This window comes from Bacillus cereus group sp. MG16 (assembly GCF_040459875.1).
Lineage (GTDB): Bacteria > Bacillota > Bacilli > Bacillales > Bacillaceae_G > Bacillus_A > Bacillus_A paranthracis.
This window is the reverse complement of sequence record NZ_JARVHE010000001.1, coordinates 2,131,010-2,145,466: the sequence shown is the minus strand read 5'-3', so window position 1 is coordinate 2,145,466 and position 14,457 is coordinate 2,131,010. Positions and strand designations below refer to the sequence as shown.

The following is a 14,457-nucleotide window of genomic DNA, read 5'->3' as shown; positions in this document are numbered from 1 at the left end:
TATCATGAATAGCTCACTTCAACTTCTTAACGTGAAGCAACCGTCTTTACCTACTCATTTCAGTTAGAAGCTCCAGAGCCCATTCCATATTCATCCCTTACTGATTTCCACCACATATCAGCTCTCTGAAAAGTTTGGAATATGTACTCTTCTCTTTCATCGCTTTTCGTTATTTTTTACAGTTTATCACATTTCACTTCTGAACAAACCAAAATTCTCTATTTTATATAGCAGGAATTTCCACTTCAATTGTCTAATATTATATAGGTTTGCAGAAATACTCGAAACAACTTTGGAGGTTTTTTCATGGTAAAATATATATCCATTTTAGGTTCAACAGGATCTATCGGCACATCTGCATTAGATGTCGTTTCAGCTCATCCCGAATATTTTAAAATCGTCGGTTTAACCGCAAATTATAATATCGAGCTTCTTGAGCAACAAATCAAAACGTTTCAACCTCACATTGTAAGCGTCGCGACAAAAGAATTAGCAGACACGCTTCGTACGCGTATTTCAACCAACGTAAAAATTACATACGGAACAGATGGCTTAATTGCGGTAGCTACTCACCCTGATTCAAATCTTGTATTAAGTTCCGTCGTTGGTGTTTCAGGATTACTCCCAACAATTGAAGCATTAAAAGCGAAGAAAGATATTGCCATCGCTAATAAAGAAACGTTAGTTGCAGCTGGTCATATTGTAACTGAACTGGCCAAACAAAACGGATGTCGTTTAATTCCAGTCGATAGCGAACATTCAGCTATTTTCCAATGTTTAAACGGAGAAAATAATAAAGAAATTGACAAATTAATCGTTACAGCTTCTGGCGGTGCATTCCGTGATAAAACACGTGAAGAAATGAACACTCTACAAGCAAAAGATGCTTTAAAGCACCCAAACTGGTTAATGGGGGCAAAATTAACGATTGATTCTGCCACATTAATGAATAAAGGATTCGAAGTAATGGAAGCAAGATGGCTATTTGATATTCCTTATGAAAAAATTGATGTAATGATTCATAAAGAAAGTATTATTCATTCTTTAGTAGAGTTTATTGATGGATCAGTTATAGCGCAGCTCGGTGCTCCTGATATGAGGATGCCGATTCAATATGCGTTTCACTACCCTACTCGGCTACCTTCTTCCTATGAAAAATTAAATTTATTAGAAATCGGTAGTTTACATTTTGAAAAACCAGATTTAGAGAAGTTTCCTTGTCTACAATACGCATATGAATGTGGCAAAATTGGTGGTACTACTCCTGCTGTATTAAACGCAGCAAATGAAATTGCGAATGCACTATTCTTAAAAAATGAAATTGCCTTTTTCGATATTGAAAAAACAATTTACAAAACAGTTGAAGCCCATCATAACGTAAAAGATCCTTCACTAGATGCTATATTAGAAGCGGATCAATGGGCACGCCAATATGCACATCAATTGTTAATAAAAAAGAGCTAAAACAGATAATACTGTTTTAGCTCTTTTTCCTACGTATTCAACTTAACAAATCGATAACCGTGCGTAACTAACACTTTTAGTATCGCATATCCTGGAATTGCTAAAATAATCCCCATAATTCCAAATAAATTTCCGGCAGTTAAAATAATAAAAATGATAGTAATCGGGTGAATATCTAGCTTTTTCCCCATGACTTGCGGAGAAATAAATTTACCTTCTGCTAATTGTACAACCATCATTACAATAATTACCTTTAAAACCATTGCTGGCGAGTCAATAAACGCAATAATTAACGCTGGTGTAATTGCGATAATTGGTCCTACGTACGGAACGATATTTACAATCATCGCTAAAATAGCGAGTAGTACTGCATATTTAATACCGATAATAAGGTAACCAATTAATAGCATAATACCGATAAATAAGCTAACAATAATTTGTCCTCTAATATACGAGCTAATCGCATAATGCATATCGTCTAGTATTCTCATCGCTGCTGGTCGTCTTTGTTCTGAAATAAACTTTAAAAAGTGATTTGGTAATTGCTCACCATCTTTTAAAAGATAGAACAATATAAACGGAACCATTACAAACGTTAAAACGACCTCTGTAATAGTACTTAAAAATCCAGTTACATTTCCTGTTACTGATGATAAAGATTTCGTAAAATCAACTGTATAGTCTTTTACCATATTCGCAACATTAATATTTAAATTCTCCTGAATTTTACCGAGTAAATTGCTTTCCCCAAATCTACGTGCTGCTCGTTCAATTTCATGACCGAAATACGGTAAGTTATCTATTAATGCGTCAATTTGATCTTTAATAATAGGAATAACCGTTAAAACTAAAAACACAAATAATCCAATTACGATTAAGTATATCGAGGCTATTGATACAATTCTTGAAACACCTTTCTTTTCTAAAAGCGAAACGAATGGATGCAAAATATAAAATAGCACGCCCGCTAATAATACTGGGAAGAAAATTGTTTTTAAAAAGACGATAAACGGTGTAAAAACAAATGATATTTTTGTTAGTAATAAAATATTAATGAACAATAGTGCAAACCCAAGTAACACTGCTAAATAATTGTGTTCTCTAAAAAATTTTTTCAACTTATCTCGTTTTCTTAAACTTACTTTCTCCAATAAAACCACCTCTTCGAATGATGAAAAGCCCTTATATAGGGCTTTTTATCATAATATAACTCTTTATTTCCTTGCAGCTTTCACTACAAATGATACAATAAGAACGAGAACAATTGATCCTAATAAAGCTGGTACAATATGAATACCACCTAGTGATGGACCCCAATCTCCAAATAATTTACCGCCTAACCAAGCTCCTAATAAACCAGCAATTATATTTCCAAACATGCCAGCAGGAAAGTCTTTACCTGTAATAGAACCTGCAATTGCACCTATAATAGCACCAACTATTAATGTGATAATCCACCCCATCTTTAGTCCTCCATTTCTATTATAGTGTAATTCAATTTAGCTACTAACTTATTGTGTAACTATGTAATTATTATATCCAAAAAAGAAAAATCTTGTCAAATCTATGAAAATACAGCCAACAAGGAGGTTTCTATTCTATGATTCAAAAATTAATAACAACTTCTCACAAAACTGCAACTTCTATTTTAAGCATTCAAATACCCGCTTATGAAATTGAGGCGAAATATATAAATAGTACAGCTATCCCTCGCCTTTATGATACTGTAGCCGATATTCAATCTTGTGATGAAATTTTTTACGGCTATTTTTTTGAAGATACACTTGCTGGGTTTATTTCTTTTAAAATGGATGAAGAGGAAGTAGATATTCATCGTTTAGTAGTATCCCCCGATCATTTTCATAAAGGGATTGCAACAAAACTACTACTTTATGTATTTGACATGTTCTCCCCTTCCAAAACATATATTGTACAAACAGGAAAAGAAAATACGCCTGCTCTGTCTTTATATAAAAAACATGGCTTTATTGCAGTAAAGGAGATCATATTACCCGATGGAGTGGTTTTAACTTCACTTAAAAAATCAGAAAACAACAAATAGTTTGACTCATTAATTTATTTATGTTATCTTTTACTTTATAAAACCTTTTGCTGAGTCCAAAATTTGGAGCGGGGGAACCATTTTTGTAGCTTTGCTACTTGGGGCGAATCTTATTTAAGTAGGGAAACTCTCACTTCCCGAGTCCGACAGCTAACCTCGTAAGCGTAATGGGAGAGGAAGGTGCTTTTTGCCTATGTTACACATTTTGCCTCCTTAATTATAAATATGGGATCGATACCAAATAGACACCTATATTTATAGAAAAGGAGACATGCACTATGTTACGTTTATCTGATCACGCAATAAAAATGATGGAGCAAAGACTTCGACTCGAACAACATCGCACATACCAAGCAAATAAAGTTGTAGATAACTTACATCACAAATACTTCTTTCAACATATTTTTCAACCAAAAAGATAAAGAAATGGTTCATTTAACATCAAAAACACAAGGTGTGTCTAAAAAGGCATCCCTTGTGTTTTTTATTTTTCTTATAAAATTCTCACTACATTTAAACTTGCTGTAATCGCACCCGCTATGGTCGTTACATGCCCTACCCCTAACGGACCATTTTGTAATATTAATGTTGAATTGGCACTCGTTACATTCACAAGAAGCGTATTTGAAATGGCTGGTTCAATTACTACAGTTGATGTCGTTACGTTTTGTATAAAGCTCCCTGCTAGTTGTGTTCCATTTAATAGCAATCTAACAGATACTGTCTCATTCCCACCATTGGCATCCCCTTGAAAATAGTAGCTTACTAAATATATTCCTGGCGTCGTTACTGTGACTGTCGTAGCACTAGTTAACGATACACCAGTTCCATATACAGTGGATCCTGAATTAATTGGAATGTTGGCATTTGCTGCTATTGTGCTTGTTGATGTAGAAAAGAAATACCCGCCACCTGTCGATATAGCAGATGATCCTGTTGCTCCAGTTAAGCCTGTTGGACCCGTTGCACCTGTTGGGCCGGTTACCCCTGTTCCCCCTGTCGCTCCTGTTATGCCTTGTATCCCTTGTGTTCCTGTCGGTCCTGTTGCACCAGTCGCTCCAGTCGCTCCTGTTGCTCCGGTTGCTCCCGTCACACCTTGTGCGCCTTGGATTCCTTGGATTCCTTGAATGCCCTGTGGACCGGTTGGGCCTTGTAGACCTTGTATCCCTTGAATTCCTTGTGGTCCTGTTGCCCCTGTTGGACCTGTTGGCCCCTCTGGACCTTGCACTCCTTGGATTCCAGTCGCTCCGGTTGGACCTATATTTCCTTGAGGTCCCTGTATTCCTTGAATTCCTTGTGGACCGGTTGGGCCTGTTATGCCGCTCGGTCCTTGTACTCCTTGGATTCCTTGGGGCCCAGTTGGTCCCTGTATTCCTTGAATCCCTTGTAGCCCCTGTAAACCTGTTGGACCCGTTGCTCCTCTTACACCTTGTTCACCTTGTATGCCTTGAATTCCTTGTGGACCTGCCTGCCCGATTGGACCCTGCGCCCCTTGCACGCCTTGCGGGCCAGTTGGACCGGTTGTTCCTACTGGTCCCTGTATCCCTTGTAAACCTTGTAGACCGGTTGGGCCTGTTACTCCCATTACACCTTGGGGTCCTTGACTACCTTGATCACCCGTCGGACCGGTTGCCCCCATTGGTCCCTGCACTCCTTGCAAACCTGTTAAACCGGTTACCCCTGTCGGGCCTTGTATTCCTTGCACTCCTTGTATTCCAGTCGCCCCTGTTGCTCCAGTCGCTCCTGTTGCTCCGGTCGCTCCCGTTGGACCGGTTGGACCTCCTGGTGATCCTGCTGGACCGGTTGGACCGGTCGGACCTCCTGGCGGGCCTGTTGGGCCGGTTGCCCCCGTTGGACCTGTTGGACCTGGATCCCCTTGCAAGCCTGTTGGGCCGGTTGGCCCTATTACACCTTGCACTCCTTGTATTCCTTGAGATCCTGTTGGACCGGTTAGCCCCATCTCACCTTGTGGACCTTGTAAACCTTGGACGCCAGTTGCCCCTGTTGGTCCCATTGGCCCTTGTTCTCCTTGAATTCCTTGAGATCCTGTTGGACCAGTCGGGCCAATTGGTCCCTGAATACCTTGTATACCTGTTACACCTTGTAAACCACTATTCCCTAAATTCCCTTGAACACCTTGTATACCCGTATTTCCTGTTAGACCGGTTGGACCGATTTCTCCCTGCACTCCTTGTATACCTTGTATTCCTGTTGGGCCTGTTGGACCGATTTCTCCTTGCACTCCTTGTACGCCCTGTATTCCTGTTGGACCGGTTGGACCGATTGAGCCAGGAATTCCTTGTATTCCTTGAATACCTGTTGGACCAGTTGGACCTCTTTCGCCTTGTATTCCTTGAACACCTTGTATTCCCTGTGGGCCTCGTTCTCCCATAGGTCCTTGATTACCTTGAGAACCTTGTGGTCCAGTTAAACCAGTTGGGCCGGTTGGACCATTTTCTCCCTGCACCCCTTGCACTCCTTGTATTCCTGTCGGACCCGTTGGACCAATTGGCCCTTGTACGCCTTGTATTCCTTGTGGTCCAGTTGGTCCACCTAAAGAACCTGTCGGACCTGTTGGACCTGTTGGTCCCGTAATACCTGACGCTGGAAAAGGAATAGGTGCTTGAAACTTACTACACTTATCTTGATCCTTCACAAGCATCTCCCCCGTTATAACTAACGTATCAAACTATTTTTAATACATTTAAACTAGCTGTTATCACACCAGATAATGTCGTTACATGCCCGATAGCTAATGGACCATTTTGTAAAGACAAAGTTGCATTTGAAGAAGTAACTTCAATGACCATCGTATTCGAAACTGCTGGTTCTAATATAAAAGTACTTCCTGTAACATAAAGAATAAAACTCCCTGTGACTTGTGTTCCATTTAAAGTAAGCCTTACTGAAATCGTTTCATTCCCTCCAGTTGGATCACCTTGAAAATAATAGCTTACTAAATAAATTCCCGGCGTACTTAACGTTACAGTTGTTGCATTTGTTAAACTGACATCAGAACCAAAAACTGTAGATCCAGAATTAATTGGTATTAACGCATTCGCTGCAATTGTACTCGTTGAAGTAGAAAAGAAATAACCTCCCCCGCTTGGTAAGCCAGTCGCTCCAGTTGCTCCCGCTATTCCCAAGAAACCTATTGAACCTGCACTACCAGTGGATCCAATAGGTCCCACGGCTCCAATAGGTCCTTGACTACCTTGCGCTCCGGCCGGTCCTACACTACCGCTAACCCCTGTCGTTCCCGTTGCTCCAGTTGGTCCTTGTGGGCCTTGTATACCTTGAGAACCTTGTATCCCGGTTACTCCCGTTGCTCCAGTTGGTCCGGTCATTCCTGTACTTCCTTGTATCCCCATACTCCCCTGAACGCCTTGTATTCCTTGTGCTCCTGTCGCCCCTGCTTCTCCTGTCGCTCCTGTTTCTCCAGTTACACCCGTAGCCCCAATATTTCCTTGTGGTCCCTCGGGTCCCTCAATACCTTGTGCACCTTGCACCCCTTGAGGACCTGTTATCCCGTTTTCTCCTAGATTCCCTTGGGGACCTCTAATTCCTTGCGCACCTGTCGGACCTGTTATTCCTTGTATGCCTTGCATTCCTTGAGAGCCTTGCGCTCCTGTTGGGCCTACTATACCTTGTATTCCTTGAGTTCCTTGCAAACCAATAGCTCCAGTCGGCCCTATTATTCCTTGCACTCCTTTAGGACCTTCTGCACCTTGTGTACCGGTAGGTCCGGTTGCTCCTGTTATCCCTCGTACTCCTTTTGCTCCTTGAAAACCTGTGGATCCGTTTATTCCTTGTATTCCTTGAATACCTGATGGACCTTGAGGACCTATTACACCTGTTATTCCCTTTATTCCACTTATACCTTGAGGGCCTTGCGGACCAGTAGAACCGGTTGGGCCTACTACACCTTGTATCCCTTGATCACCTTGGTGTCCTTGCTCTCCAGTAATTCCTTGTATTCCTTGTGGACCTTCTTCTCCTTGTATACCTGTAGTTCCATCCTCCCCTTGTATTCCTTGTGCTCCTTGAGAACCTTGGGGACCTGTTACACCTGTAATACCAGCTTCACCTATCACACCTTGCATTCCTTGTGCTCCCGTTTGTCCTCGCTCACCTATCTCTCCTTGTATTCCTTGTGGACCTTGTATACCTTGACTACCAGTAGGGCCTGTAATTCCTTGTATTCCTTCTGGGCCTTGTACTCCAATATCACCAATTAGACCTTGGTTTCCGATTAATCCTTGAGCACCTTGGAGACCAGTTGGGCCAGTTATACCTTGCTCTCCTGTATCACCAATAGCTCCTTGTATTCCTTGTGCTCCTGTTGTCCCCCGTGGACCTTGTATTCCCCTGATACCTTGAGGACCTTGGGACCCAGTTGCTCCCGTCGGTCCAGTCACCCCTGTAGGACCAACAGGACCTTCATGCCCTCCAGTTGGACCGATTGGACCACTATTACCTGTTGGACCAGTTGCTCCTATAAGCGGAAGAGGCAGTGCCACTCCAAATTTTTTGCACTTTCTATGATGACGCACAACAATCCCCCTTCCCCCAAAAAAATTACACCTTTTATATGAAATGCATTTTTATAAGAAAAGTACACCTTTGACCTCATTTTTTTAAAAATAAAGAAGCCTATCATTTCATTTATTTGAAATGATAGGCTTCTTTTTATAAAACACATTACTTTCTCGCTTTCACAATAAAAGTAGTTGGCACCATTCTAGCTTTATGTAAAGAATAATATTTCGTAGACGGCTCAGTTAGTTCTTCATCAAACGAGCTCGATGGTTCAGGCTCTTCTATTCTCTCAATTGTAAATCCGGCTCTATGTAACTCATTTATGTACGTACTTATTTTTCTCTTATATAATGTCGCTTGTACATCCTCCCCCTTAAATGTTTCAAACGTAATAGGAGTTTCTTCATGATAAGACGAGCTGAAAGCAATCTCCTCTGTTCCATACATTAAGTTTGAATATACGGGATGCTCCCAGCTAAAAACAAAGCTTCCTCCTGGCTTTACATACGAATAAATCAATTCCAACGTTTTTCTTAAATCTGAAGTCCAACCTAATGCATAAATGGAATATACAATATCAAAATACCCTTTCGGAATATCCACTTCCTCTTCCATTGCTCCACATATTAACTTTGGATTCCACGACTGTAATGTTTTATGTGCCGTTTCGATTTGTGTGCTCGAAAGATCAAGTCCCCACAATTCTTCTGCGCCATGTTCCGCCATATATTGCAGCGAATGCCCACTTCCACAACCAATATCAAGAACCTTTTTATTTCTAATTGAATCGAACAAATGAATCTCCTCTTCAGATGCTGTATACGGACCATATTTCGGCAAACAATCTACTTGAAAGAAATAAGGTGCAACTGTGTCCCAACACTTTTTATTTAAAGCTAACATTTGTGTACCTTTCATATGAAACATTCCCCCATTCCATTTTCTTCCCCTAATTTAAATTACACATTATAACCCGATCTTCCTTTTCTCTTTGCTCGATAATTTTTCACTTTCGCAATCGTACCGCACGCTCTCCCTCCTTCTTCTCCAGCGTACATACCGCACCATCTTTTACTTCCATTTCGTGAATTGTCATAGAATACCCAGCGGCAATCTGGACATGCTTTTAACCTCCCCCATAAATTTTCTTGAACTGCTATTAAAACAATGCTTAATACTTTTGTATATACAGTTTCTTCGTGTATTGGTTCATACGTAATACCTTTCATATCTTCCATTACATGTACATGAAATGGATATTTCTCTAACCACTTTTGCAATGATCCTTCACCTTCAATTGCCGCCCGAATATCTTCTCGAAAACTTTTTAATTCCTCTATCGTATGAAATGGAAGCTCTTCATCAAAATATTCTTTCATAAAGAGCTTTATATCTTCTTTTGTTTGCAGCAAATCAATTGGCTCTCTCGTATCGTTTGGTATTCTCCATGTATTTAAAAATTCTCGAATATACTCTAATTCGTTTGGTGCGTTTTGACTCAATTCTATTCACCTTCTTCTTAAAATTTACTTTTTTCTGACTTTATGTATAATTATAATATAAAACAGTTAACCATTAAAAAATTTTACTGGTTACAATATTAGGAGGAGTTCTATGAAAAGTTTCTCAACACCGATACGTTTCATGCTTATTTCTTCATTTTTTATGTCTTTTGGTTATTTTGCAGTATACGCATTTTTAGCTATTTATCTATTAAGCTTTCTTCATTTTTCAACTTTTCAAGTCGGAACAGTGTTGACAGTTATAATAATTACATCACGAGTTATCCCTTTATTCTCAGGATTAATTCCTGACAAAATAGGCTATATCATTATGATGATAGCCGGATTATTTTTGAGAGGAATCGGATTTATCGCTTTAGGAATATGCTCTGATTTCTATACAATTTCTATTTCTTCTGCACTTATTGGCTTCGGAACAGCATTTTACGAACCTGCCGCTCGCGCTATATTTGGCTCACAGCCAGCTCATTTGAGAAAAAATTTATTTACATATTTAAACCTTAGCTTTAATTGCGGTGCAATAATCGGACCAATTGCAGGAGGGTTTTTACTCTTACTCGATCCAATCTATGCTTTCTCTCTAACAGGATCTCTTATGCTGATATTTGCTTTAATCTTTTACTTACTTAAAAATCACTTCCAAGTCACTACTGAAAACACGTCTATTACATTAGGAATACAGGCCATCTTACAAAACAAGTCTTTCCTTCTGTTTTCCTTTATCATGATTTTCTTCTATATTATGTTTACTCAGCTTACTGTCGCACTTCCACTTCATATGAAAAACATTAGTAATAGCAATCAACTTGCTACACTCGTTATTACGATAAATGCAATAACAGGCGTCATATTTATGGTATTATTTCGAAAACTCTTTCTCAAATACAACACCCTTTCCTTTATTAAATACGGTGTTTTATTAATGAGTATTTCCTTTTTACTCATTCCTTTATTTCAACACCCATATTGGCTCTTTATTTGTGTAATTTTATTTACAATCGGTGAAACACTCGTATTACCTAACGCTGATATCGCTATTGCAAATTACAGTAATGAATCATATACAGCCACTTTCTTTGGATTTTATCAACTATCACTCGCATTTGGTTTTATCATCGGTAATTATACCGGGACATCTTTTACATCCAACTTAAGCGGAGTGTATACACCATGGCTTATTTTTGGTGGAATAGGACTTATTGGTTTTATTTCATTACATATTTTAAATACGAAAAAGGATTTCCTAAAGAAGATATATGCCTACTGTAAAAATACTAATTTACAGCAATAAGTAAACTTTCAATCTCCCTTAAATTGGATATACAGCCTGCGCCATTTTACATATTATGGTACAATCAAAAGGAATGCTCACTAAACGTTTACATAAAACACTAGCAGTCTAACAATGCCAAAATCAAAAATCACATAGAATCGGGGGGATGTTATGAAAAAGAAATTAATTGTTCTTCTATTCACCGGAATCATATTATCCGGATGTTCAGCTATTGCAGAAAATTCTTTAGAAACTGGAAACGGCAGTATGGCATTATTAACACCAACGATTACAACAAAAGATAATGAGTTAGAAATTAAGACCGAAGGCATTGATGAAAATAAAGTGACTTTTATTTATGTTGCCAATAAAAAAGTATTGGAACAAAAGCTAAAGAATGGTGAATCCTACAAGCTTAACATTAAAGATATCGAACACGCTCATCGGACAGACTACAAACCAAAAGTTCAACTTTTGCAAACGAAAGATGATAATGATGATGGAGAAATAGTAACCTTCAAACAAGTTAGATATACAGTTAAAAACTAATTTTAAAGTTGTTTCATTATAAATGTAACGAACGAAAATATACTTTTAACAGTGGATACATGTAAGGGGGGTTAACATGAAAAAACGATGGATTTCTTGGTGGATCGGTAACATATTTTGGATTATCGTTTTTGGAATATGGGCCGCTATTATTTGGCTACGAGATGTGGATGGTGCTGGTGTTATTCAAACACCTGAAATTAAATCCATATCACTTATCGTTATATTAATCGCGTTTATCATACCGATATTTTTTCAAGTTATATGGCTAATCATTAATTTGAGGATGAGTAAAAAAAATAATTATACGATTTAGTTTTTTGAATTAATAGATGAATATTTTTCATAAAAAAAGAGAGGAATCTACATCAAAATAGATTCCTCTCTTTTACATTTGGACTTATACTGCACTTTTAATACAGCACGATTCCCCTTTTTATGATACATGTTCATCTTTCTTCTTCATTAACGCTCTTTTCTTCATCGCTTTCGTTAAGTATCCACCTTTAAACGAGCGAATTTCATACGAAGACATAAACGCTTTCGGTGCGATTTCATTAATAATTTCTAATAGTTCTTTTTCTCTAGAACGCTTTGCGACGATATCTAAGCGATAACGTATCGAATTAATACCTTCGCCTTCAAATACAGTAACGCCAAATCCAGAGTGACGTAACTCATCTACTAATTCATTACAACGGTCTAGTAAACTAACTTGATACGTAATATAACCAATTGCTAATTTATTCTCTATATAACCGCCTAATAACAGTCCTGCACTAAAGCCAATGACATAGGCAACGATGTTCATCCAATTTGATAAATCTTGAAACACAATACCTAAACTGACAATGTAAATGGCTCCTTCTAACAATCCTACACCAGCAGCGGATCTTGTTTGATTCTTTACAAGCAAAATCGTACGAATTGTTAAAATAGGAACGTAAATAATTTGAAGCACAAAAATAAGTAGCGCTTGTAACATTGGTATCCACCTCTTTCAAAAAGTCTTTTGTCATGATAACATACATAACCTTTAGAAATCGATGGGTTTTTAAAATTTTTTTTATTATTTTTCATACTATTGAAAAACGCAAAAAAGAAGCGTATTATATTTGTCGTTAATTTGGTTACTTCTATCATATCAATAAAATAAAAAGGAACCCCAATTAGGTCCCTCTCATCATAGCTCAATGTTTTTCGAAGCATGTTCCCTTTTCTTCTCTTCTTCTTTCACTACCTGCATATTTGCATAAGCTAAATTCGCAATCATTAAAAAGTGACCACCTAAAATGCCTGTACCGAATGCCCACATTTCCATTTCATGCTCAATTTCATACATGATGATAGCTCCTAAAATGGCAGCTGCAAATCGGTTTAAAACTCCTAATCCAGGAGCCTTTTCTTTCATTACGATACTTTTCCCTATTTTCTCTACTCTGCGAGCTAATAGCCAAAGACAATATGCACTTACAGCTAATCCAATTCCAAACCCTGTTACTTGTTTTCCAAACGGAGTAATCGTCCACATAAGTAGTAAACCACTAAAGATCACATACAATTGTAATCGATATACGCGTAAGGCTTCTTGAATCAAAATATCCGCTCCTAAGTTCTCATTTTTTGTACTTTAGAAGAAAAGCAGCAACTTACACAGTTGCTGCTTTCTCTTCTTCTTGTTCTTGTTCCATCTTACGAATTTCAACACGTTTAATTTGGTAAGCGTCTTTTTCTAACACTTTAAATTCATAACCTTCCGCCTCAACGTGTTGTCCTTCTTCGATTTCATGATTTTGCATCATAATCCATCCACCGATTGTATCCACATCATCTTCTTCAATGTGTAATCCAAATAAATCTTTCACTTCTGAGATAAGCACTTTTCCATCAACAATGATATGCTGCTCGTTCACATGTTGAATTGGTGGTGCTTCATCTTCATCATATTCGTCACGAATTTCGCCGACGATTTCCTCCAAGATGTCCTCAAGCGTTACAATTCCAGCTGTTCCTCCGTACTCATCATATAAAACAGCCATCGGAATTCGCTTCTTCTGCATTTGAAGTAATAAATCGTGAATTGGAGTTGTTTCCATCACTTCAATAATCGGACGCATATACGAGCGAATTGATGATAAATCTTTTTGATCCTCGGTCATATATCGAATAAAGAAATCTTTTACGTTGACCATACCGATAATATCATCTTTATCTTCTCCAAAAATCGGATAACGTGTGTATCGCTCATTTTGGATTACTTTCATGTGTTCTTCTACTGAATCTTCCAGGTAGAAACCAACGATTTCTGTTCGCGGTACCATAATCTCTTTTGCAATACGATTATCAAATTCAAAAATGTTATTTACATACTTGTATTCAGCCTGATTAATTTCGCCACTTTCATAGCTATCTGAAAGGATAAGGCGTAATTCTTCCTCTGTATGAGCTACTTCATGTTCTGAAGCTGGTTTTAAACCGAATAAGCCAGTTACAACACGCGCTGAACCGTTCAATACCCAAATAAATGGATACATTACTTTGTAGAACATCATTAATGGACCTGCCAATAATAACGTTACCCTTTCAGCCTTTTGAATTGCCATCGTTTTCGGAGCTAATTCTCCTACTACAACGTGTAAATACGTCATAATCATAAAAGCAAGACCAAATGTTAATACTGATGAAATAGAAGGGTTTAAGTTCCATTTCTCAAATAATGGGTGTAATAACTTTTCAATTGTCGGTTCACCTAACCAACCTAATCCCATAGCTGTAACTGTAATACCTAATTGACAAGCAGATAAATATTCATCTAAATTTGTTGTTACCTTTTTCGCTGCTAAAGCACCGCGTTTTCCTTCTGCAACAAGCTGATCAATACGACTTGAACGTACTTTTACAATCGCAAACTCAGCTGCTACGAAAAATCCAGTAAATGCGATTAAAATCGCAACCATGACTAAATTAAATATTTCCAATGAATCCCCTTAGTTAAAAAACTAAGGTGTCCACCTCCTGTATACTATAATGTTTTCTTATTTCTTTCT

15 protein-coding genes, 1 riboswitch and 1 other annotated feature (1 of these 17 running past the window's edge) are annotated in these 14,457 nt (G+C 38.2%); of the genes, 6 read left to right on the top strand and 9 right to left on the bottom strand.

The annotated features are described in order from the left end of the window. Window positions 1-169: a binding site (T-box leader), on the bottom strand; it reaches 40 nt to the left of the window's first position. Window positions 170-306: 137 nt separating this feature from the next. Further along, window positions 307-1,464: a 1-deoxy-D-xylulose-5-phosphate reductoisomerase gene (locus QCI73_RS11000; protein ID WP_353822908.1), complete on the top strand. Its 1,158-nt coding sequence runs from the start codon at window positions 307-309 to the stop codon at window positions 1,462-1,464. A gap of 29 nt (window positions 1,465-1,493) precedes the next feature. Here QCI73_RS11000 and QCI73_RS10995 read toward each other — a convergent pair whose 3' ends face one another. Continuing rightward, window positions 1,494-2,615, bottom strand: a complete 1,122-nt coding sequence (locus tag QCI73_RS10995) for an AI-2E family transporter (RefSeq protein ID WP_061183588.1) — start codon at window positions 2,613-2,615, stop codon at window positions 1,494-1,496. 63 nt (window positions 2,616-2,678) lie between these two features. Continuing rightward, complete coding sequence (locus QCI73_RS10990; RefSeq protein WP_000539717.1) at window positions 2,679-2,927, bottom strand: GlsB/YeaQ/YmgE family stress response membrane protein; 249 nt, start codon at window positions 2,925-2,927, stop codon at window positions 2,679-2,681. A 137-nt stretch (window positions 2,928-3,064) separates the two neighbouring features. Between QCI73_RS10990 and QCI73_RS10985 the strand changes: the two genes are divergently transcribed. Continuing rightward, window positions 3,065-3,526 carry a GNAT family N-acetyltransferase gene (locus QCI73_RS10985; protein ID WP_000615111.1) on the top strand — a complete coding sequence of 154 codons (462 nt, stop codon included), beginning with the start codon at window positions 3,065-3,067 and terminating at the stop codon, window positions 3,524-3,526. Window positions 3,527-3,564: 38 nt separating this feature from the next. Further along, a riboswitch (cyclic di-AMP (ydaO/yuaA leader) is annotated at window positions 3,565-3,707 on the top strand. Window positions 3,708-3,804: 97 nt separating this feature from the next. Next, window positions 3,805-3,948 (top strand): hypothetical protein, encoded by a 144-nt coding sequence (locus tag QCI73_RS10980; protein ID WP_000945246.1) that lies wholly within the window; start codon window positions 3,805-3,807, stop codon window positions 3,946-3,948. A 71-nt stretch (window positions 3,949-4,019) separates the two neighbouring features. On the opposite strand, the gene QCI73_RS10975 is transcribed toward QCI73_RS10980, so the two are convergent. The 4 genes from QCI73_RS10975 to QCI73_RS10960 all read right to left on the bottom strand — a co-directional run bounded on the left by QCI73_RS10975 (window position 4,020) and on the right by QCI73_RS10960 (window position 9,567). Then, a complete protein-coding gene (locus QCI73_RS10975; RefSeq protein WP_353822907.1) occupies window positions 4,020-6,188 on the bottom strand; it encodes a collagen-like protein in 2,169 nt (722 codons plus the stop codon). A gap of 22 nt (window positions 6,189-6,210) precedes the next feature. Next, entirely contained in the window at window positions 6,211-8,079 is a 1,869-nt protein-coding gene (locus tag QCI73_RS10970) for a collagen-like protein (protein ID WP_353822906.1), read from the bottom strand. A gap of 148 nt (window positions 8,080-8,227) precedes the next feature. Then, the gene (locus tag QCI73_RS10965) at window positions 8,228-8,983 is read right to left on the bottom strand and encodes a class I SAM-dependent methyltransferase (protein ID WP_353822905.1); all 756 of its coding nucleotides are present in this window, start codon (window positions 8,981-8,983) and stop codon (window positions 8,228-8,230) included. 41 nt (window positions 8,984-9,024) lie between these two features. Beyond that, window positions 9,025-9,567 (bottom strand): CGNR zinc finger domain-containing protein, encoded by a 543-nt coding sequence (locus QCI73_RS10960; RefSeq protein ID WP_262725404.1) that lies wholly within the window; start codon window positions 9,565-9,567, stop codon window positions 9,025-9,027. A 112-nt stretch (window positions 9,568-9,679) separates the two neighbouring features. Here QCI73_RS10960 and QCI73_RS10955 point away from each other — a divergent pair, with 112 nt between their 5' ends. From QCI73_RS10955 to QCI73_RS10945, 3 genes are all read left to right on the top strand, one after another. Further along, window positions 9,680-10,879 (top strand): MDR family MFS transporter, encoded by a 1,200-nt coding sequence (locus QCI73_RS10955; RefSeq protein ID WP_353822904.1) that lies wholly within the window; start codon window positions 9,680-9,682, stop codon window positions 10,877-10,879. A gap of 153 nt (window positions 10,880-11,032) precedes the next feature. Continuing rightward, window positions 11,033-11,410 carry a hypothetical protein gene (locus tag QCI73_RS10950; RefSeq protein ID WP_014893584.1) on the top strand — a complete coding sequence of 126 codons (378 nt, stop codon included), beginning with the start codon at window positions 11,033-11,035 and terminating at the stop codon, window positions 11,408-11,410. A 76-nt stretch (window positions 11,411-11,486) separates the two neighbouring features. Beyond that, window positions 11,487-11,726: a DUF3923 family protein gene (locus QCI73_RS10945; RefSeq protein WP_353822903.1), complete on the top strand. Its 240-nt coding sequence runs from the start codon at window positions 11,487-11,489 to the stop codon at window positions 11,724-11,726. 120 nt (window positions 11,727-11,846) lie between these two features. On the opposite strand, the gene QCI73_RS10940 is transcribed toward QCI73_RS10945, so the two are convergent. The 3 genes from QCI73_RS10940 to QCI73_RS10930 form a co-directional block, all read right to left on the bottom strand. Next, window positions 11,847-12,395, bottom strand: coding sequence for a DUF2179 domain-containing protein (locus QCI73_RS10940; protein WP_063548070.1), 549 nt, complete (start codon window positions 12,393-12,395; stop codon window positions 11,847-11,849). 198 nt (window positions 12,396-12,593) lie between these two features. After that, window positions 12,594-13,007 carry an ATP synthase subunit I gene (locus QCI73_RS10935; protein ID WP_000613868.1) on the bottom strand — a complete coding sequence of 138 codons (414 nt, stop codon included), beginning with the start codon at window positions 13,005-13,007 and terminating at the stop codon, window positions 12,594-12,596. 52 nt (window positions 13,008-13,059) lie between these two features. Beyond that, window positions 13,060-14,388 carry a hemolysin family protein gene (locus tag QCI73_RS10930; RefSeq protein WP_000402271.1) on the bottom strand — a complete coding sequence of 443 codons (1,329 nt, stop codon included), beginning with the start codon at window positions 14,386-14,388 and terminating at the stop codon, window positions 13,060-13,062. Window positions 14,389-14,457: the final 69 nt, after the last annotated feature.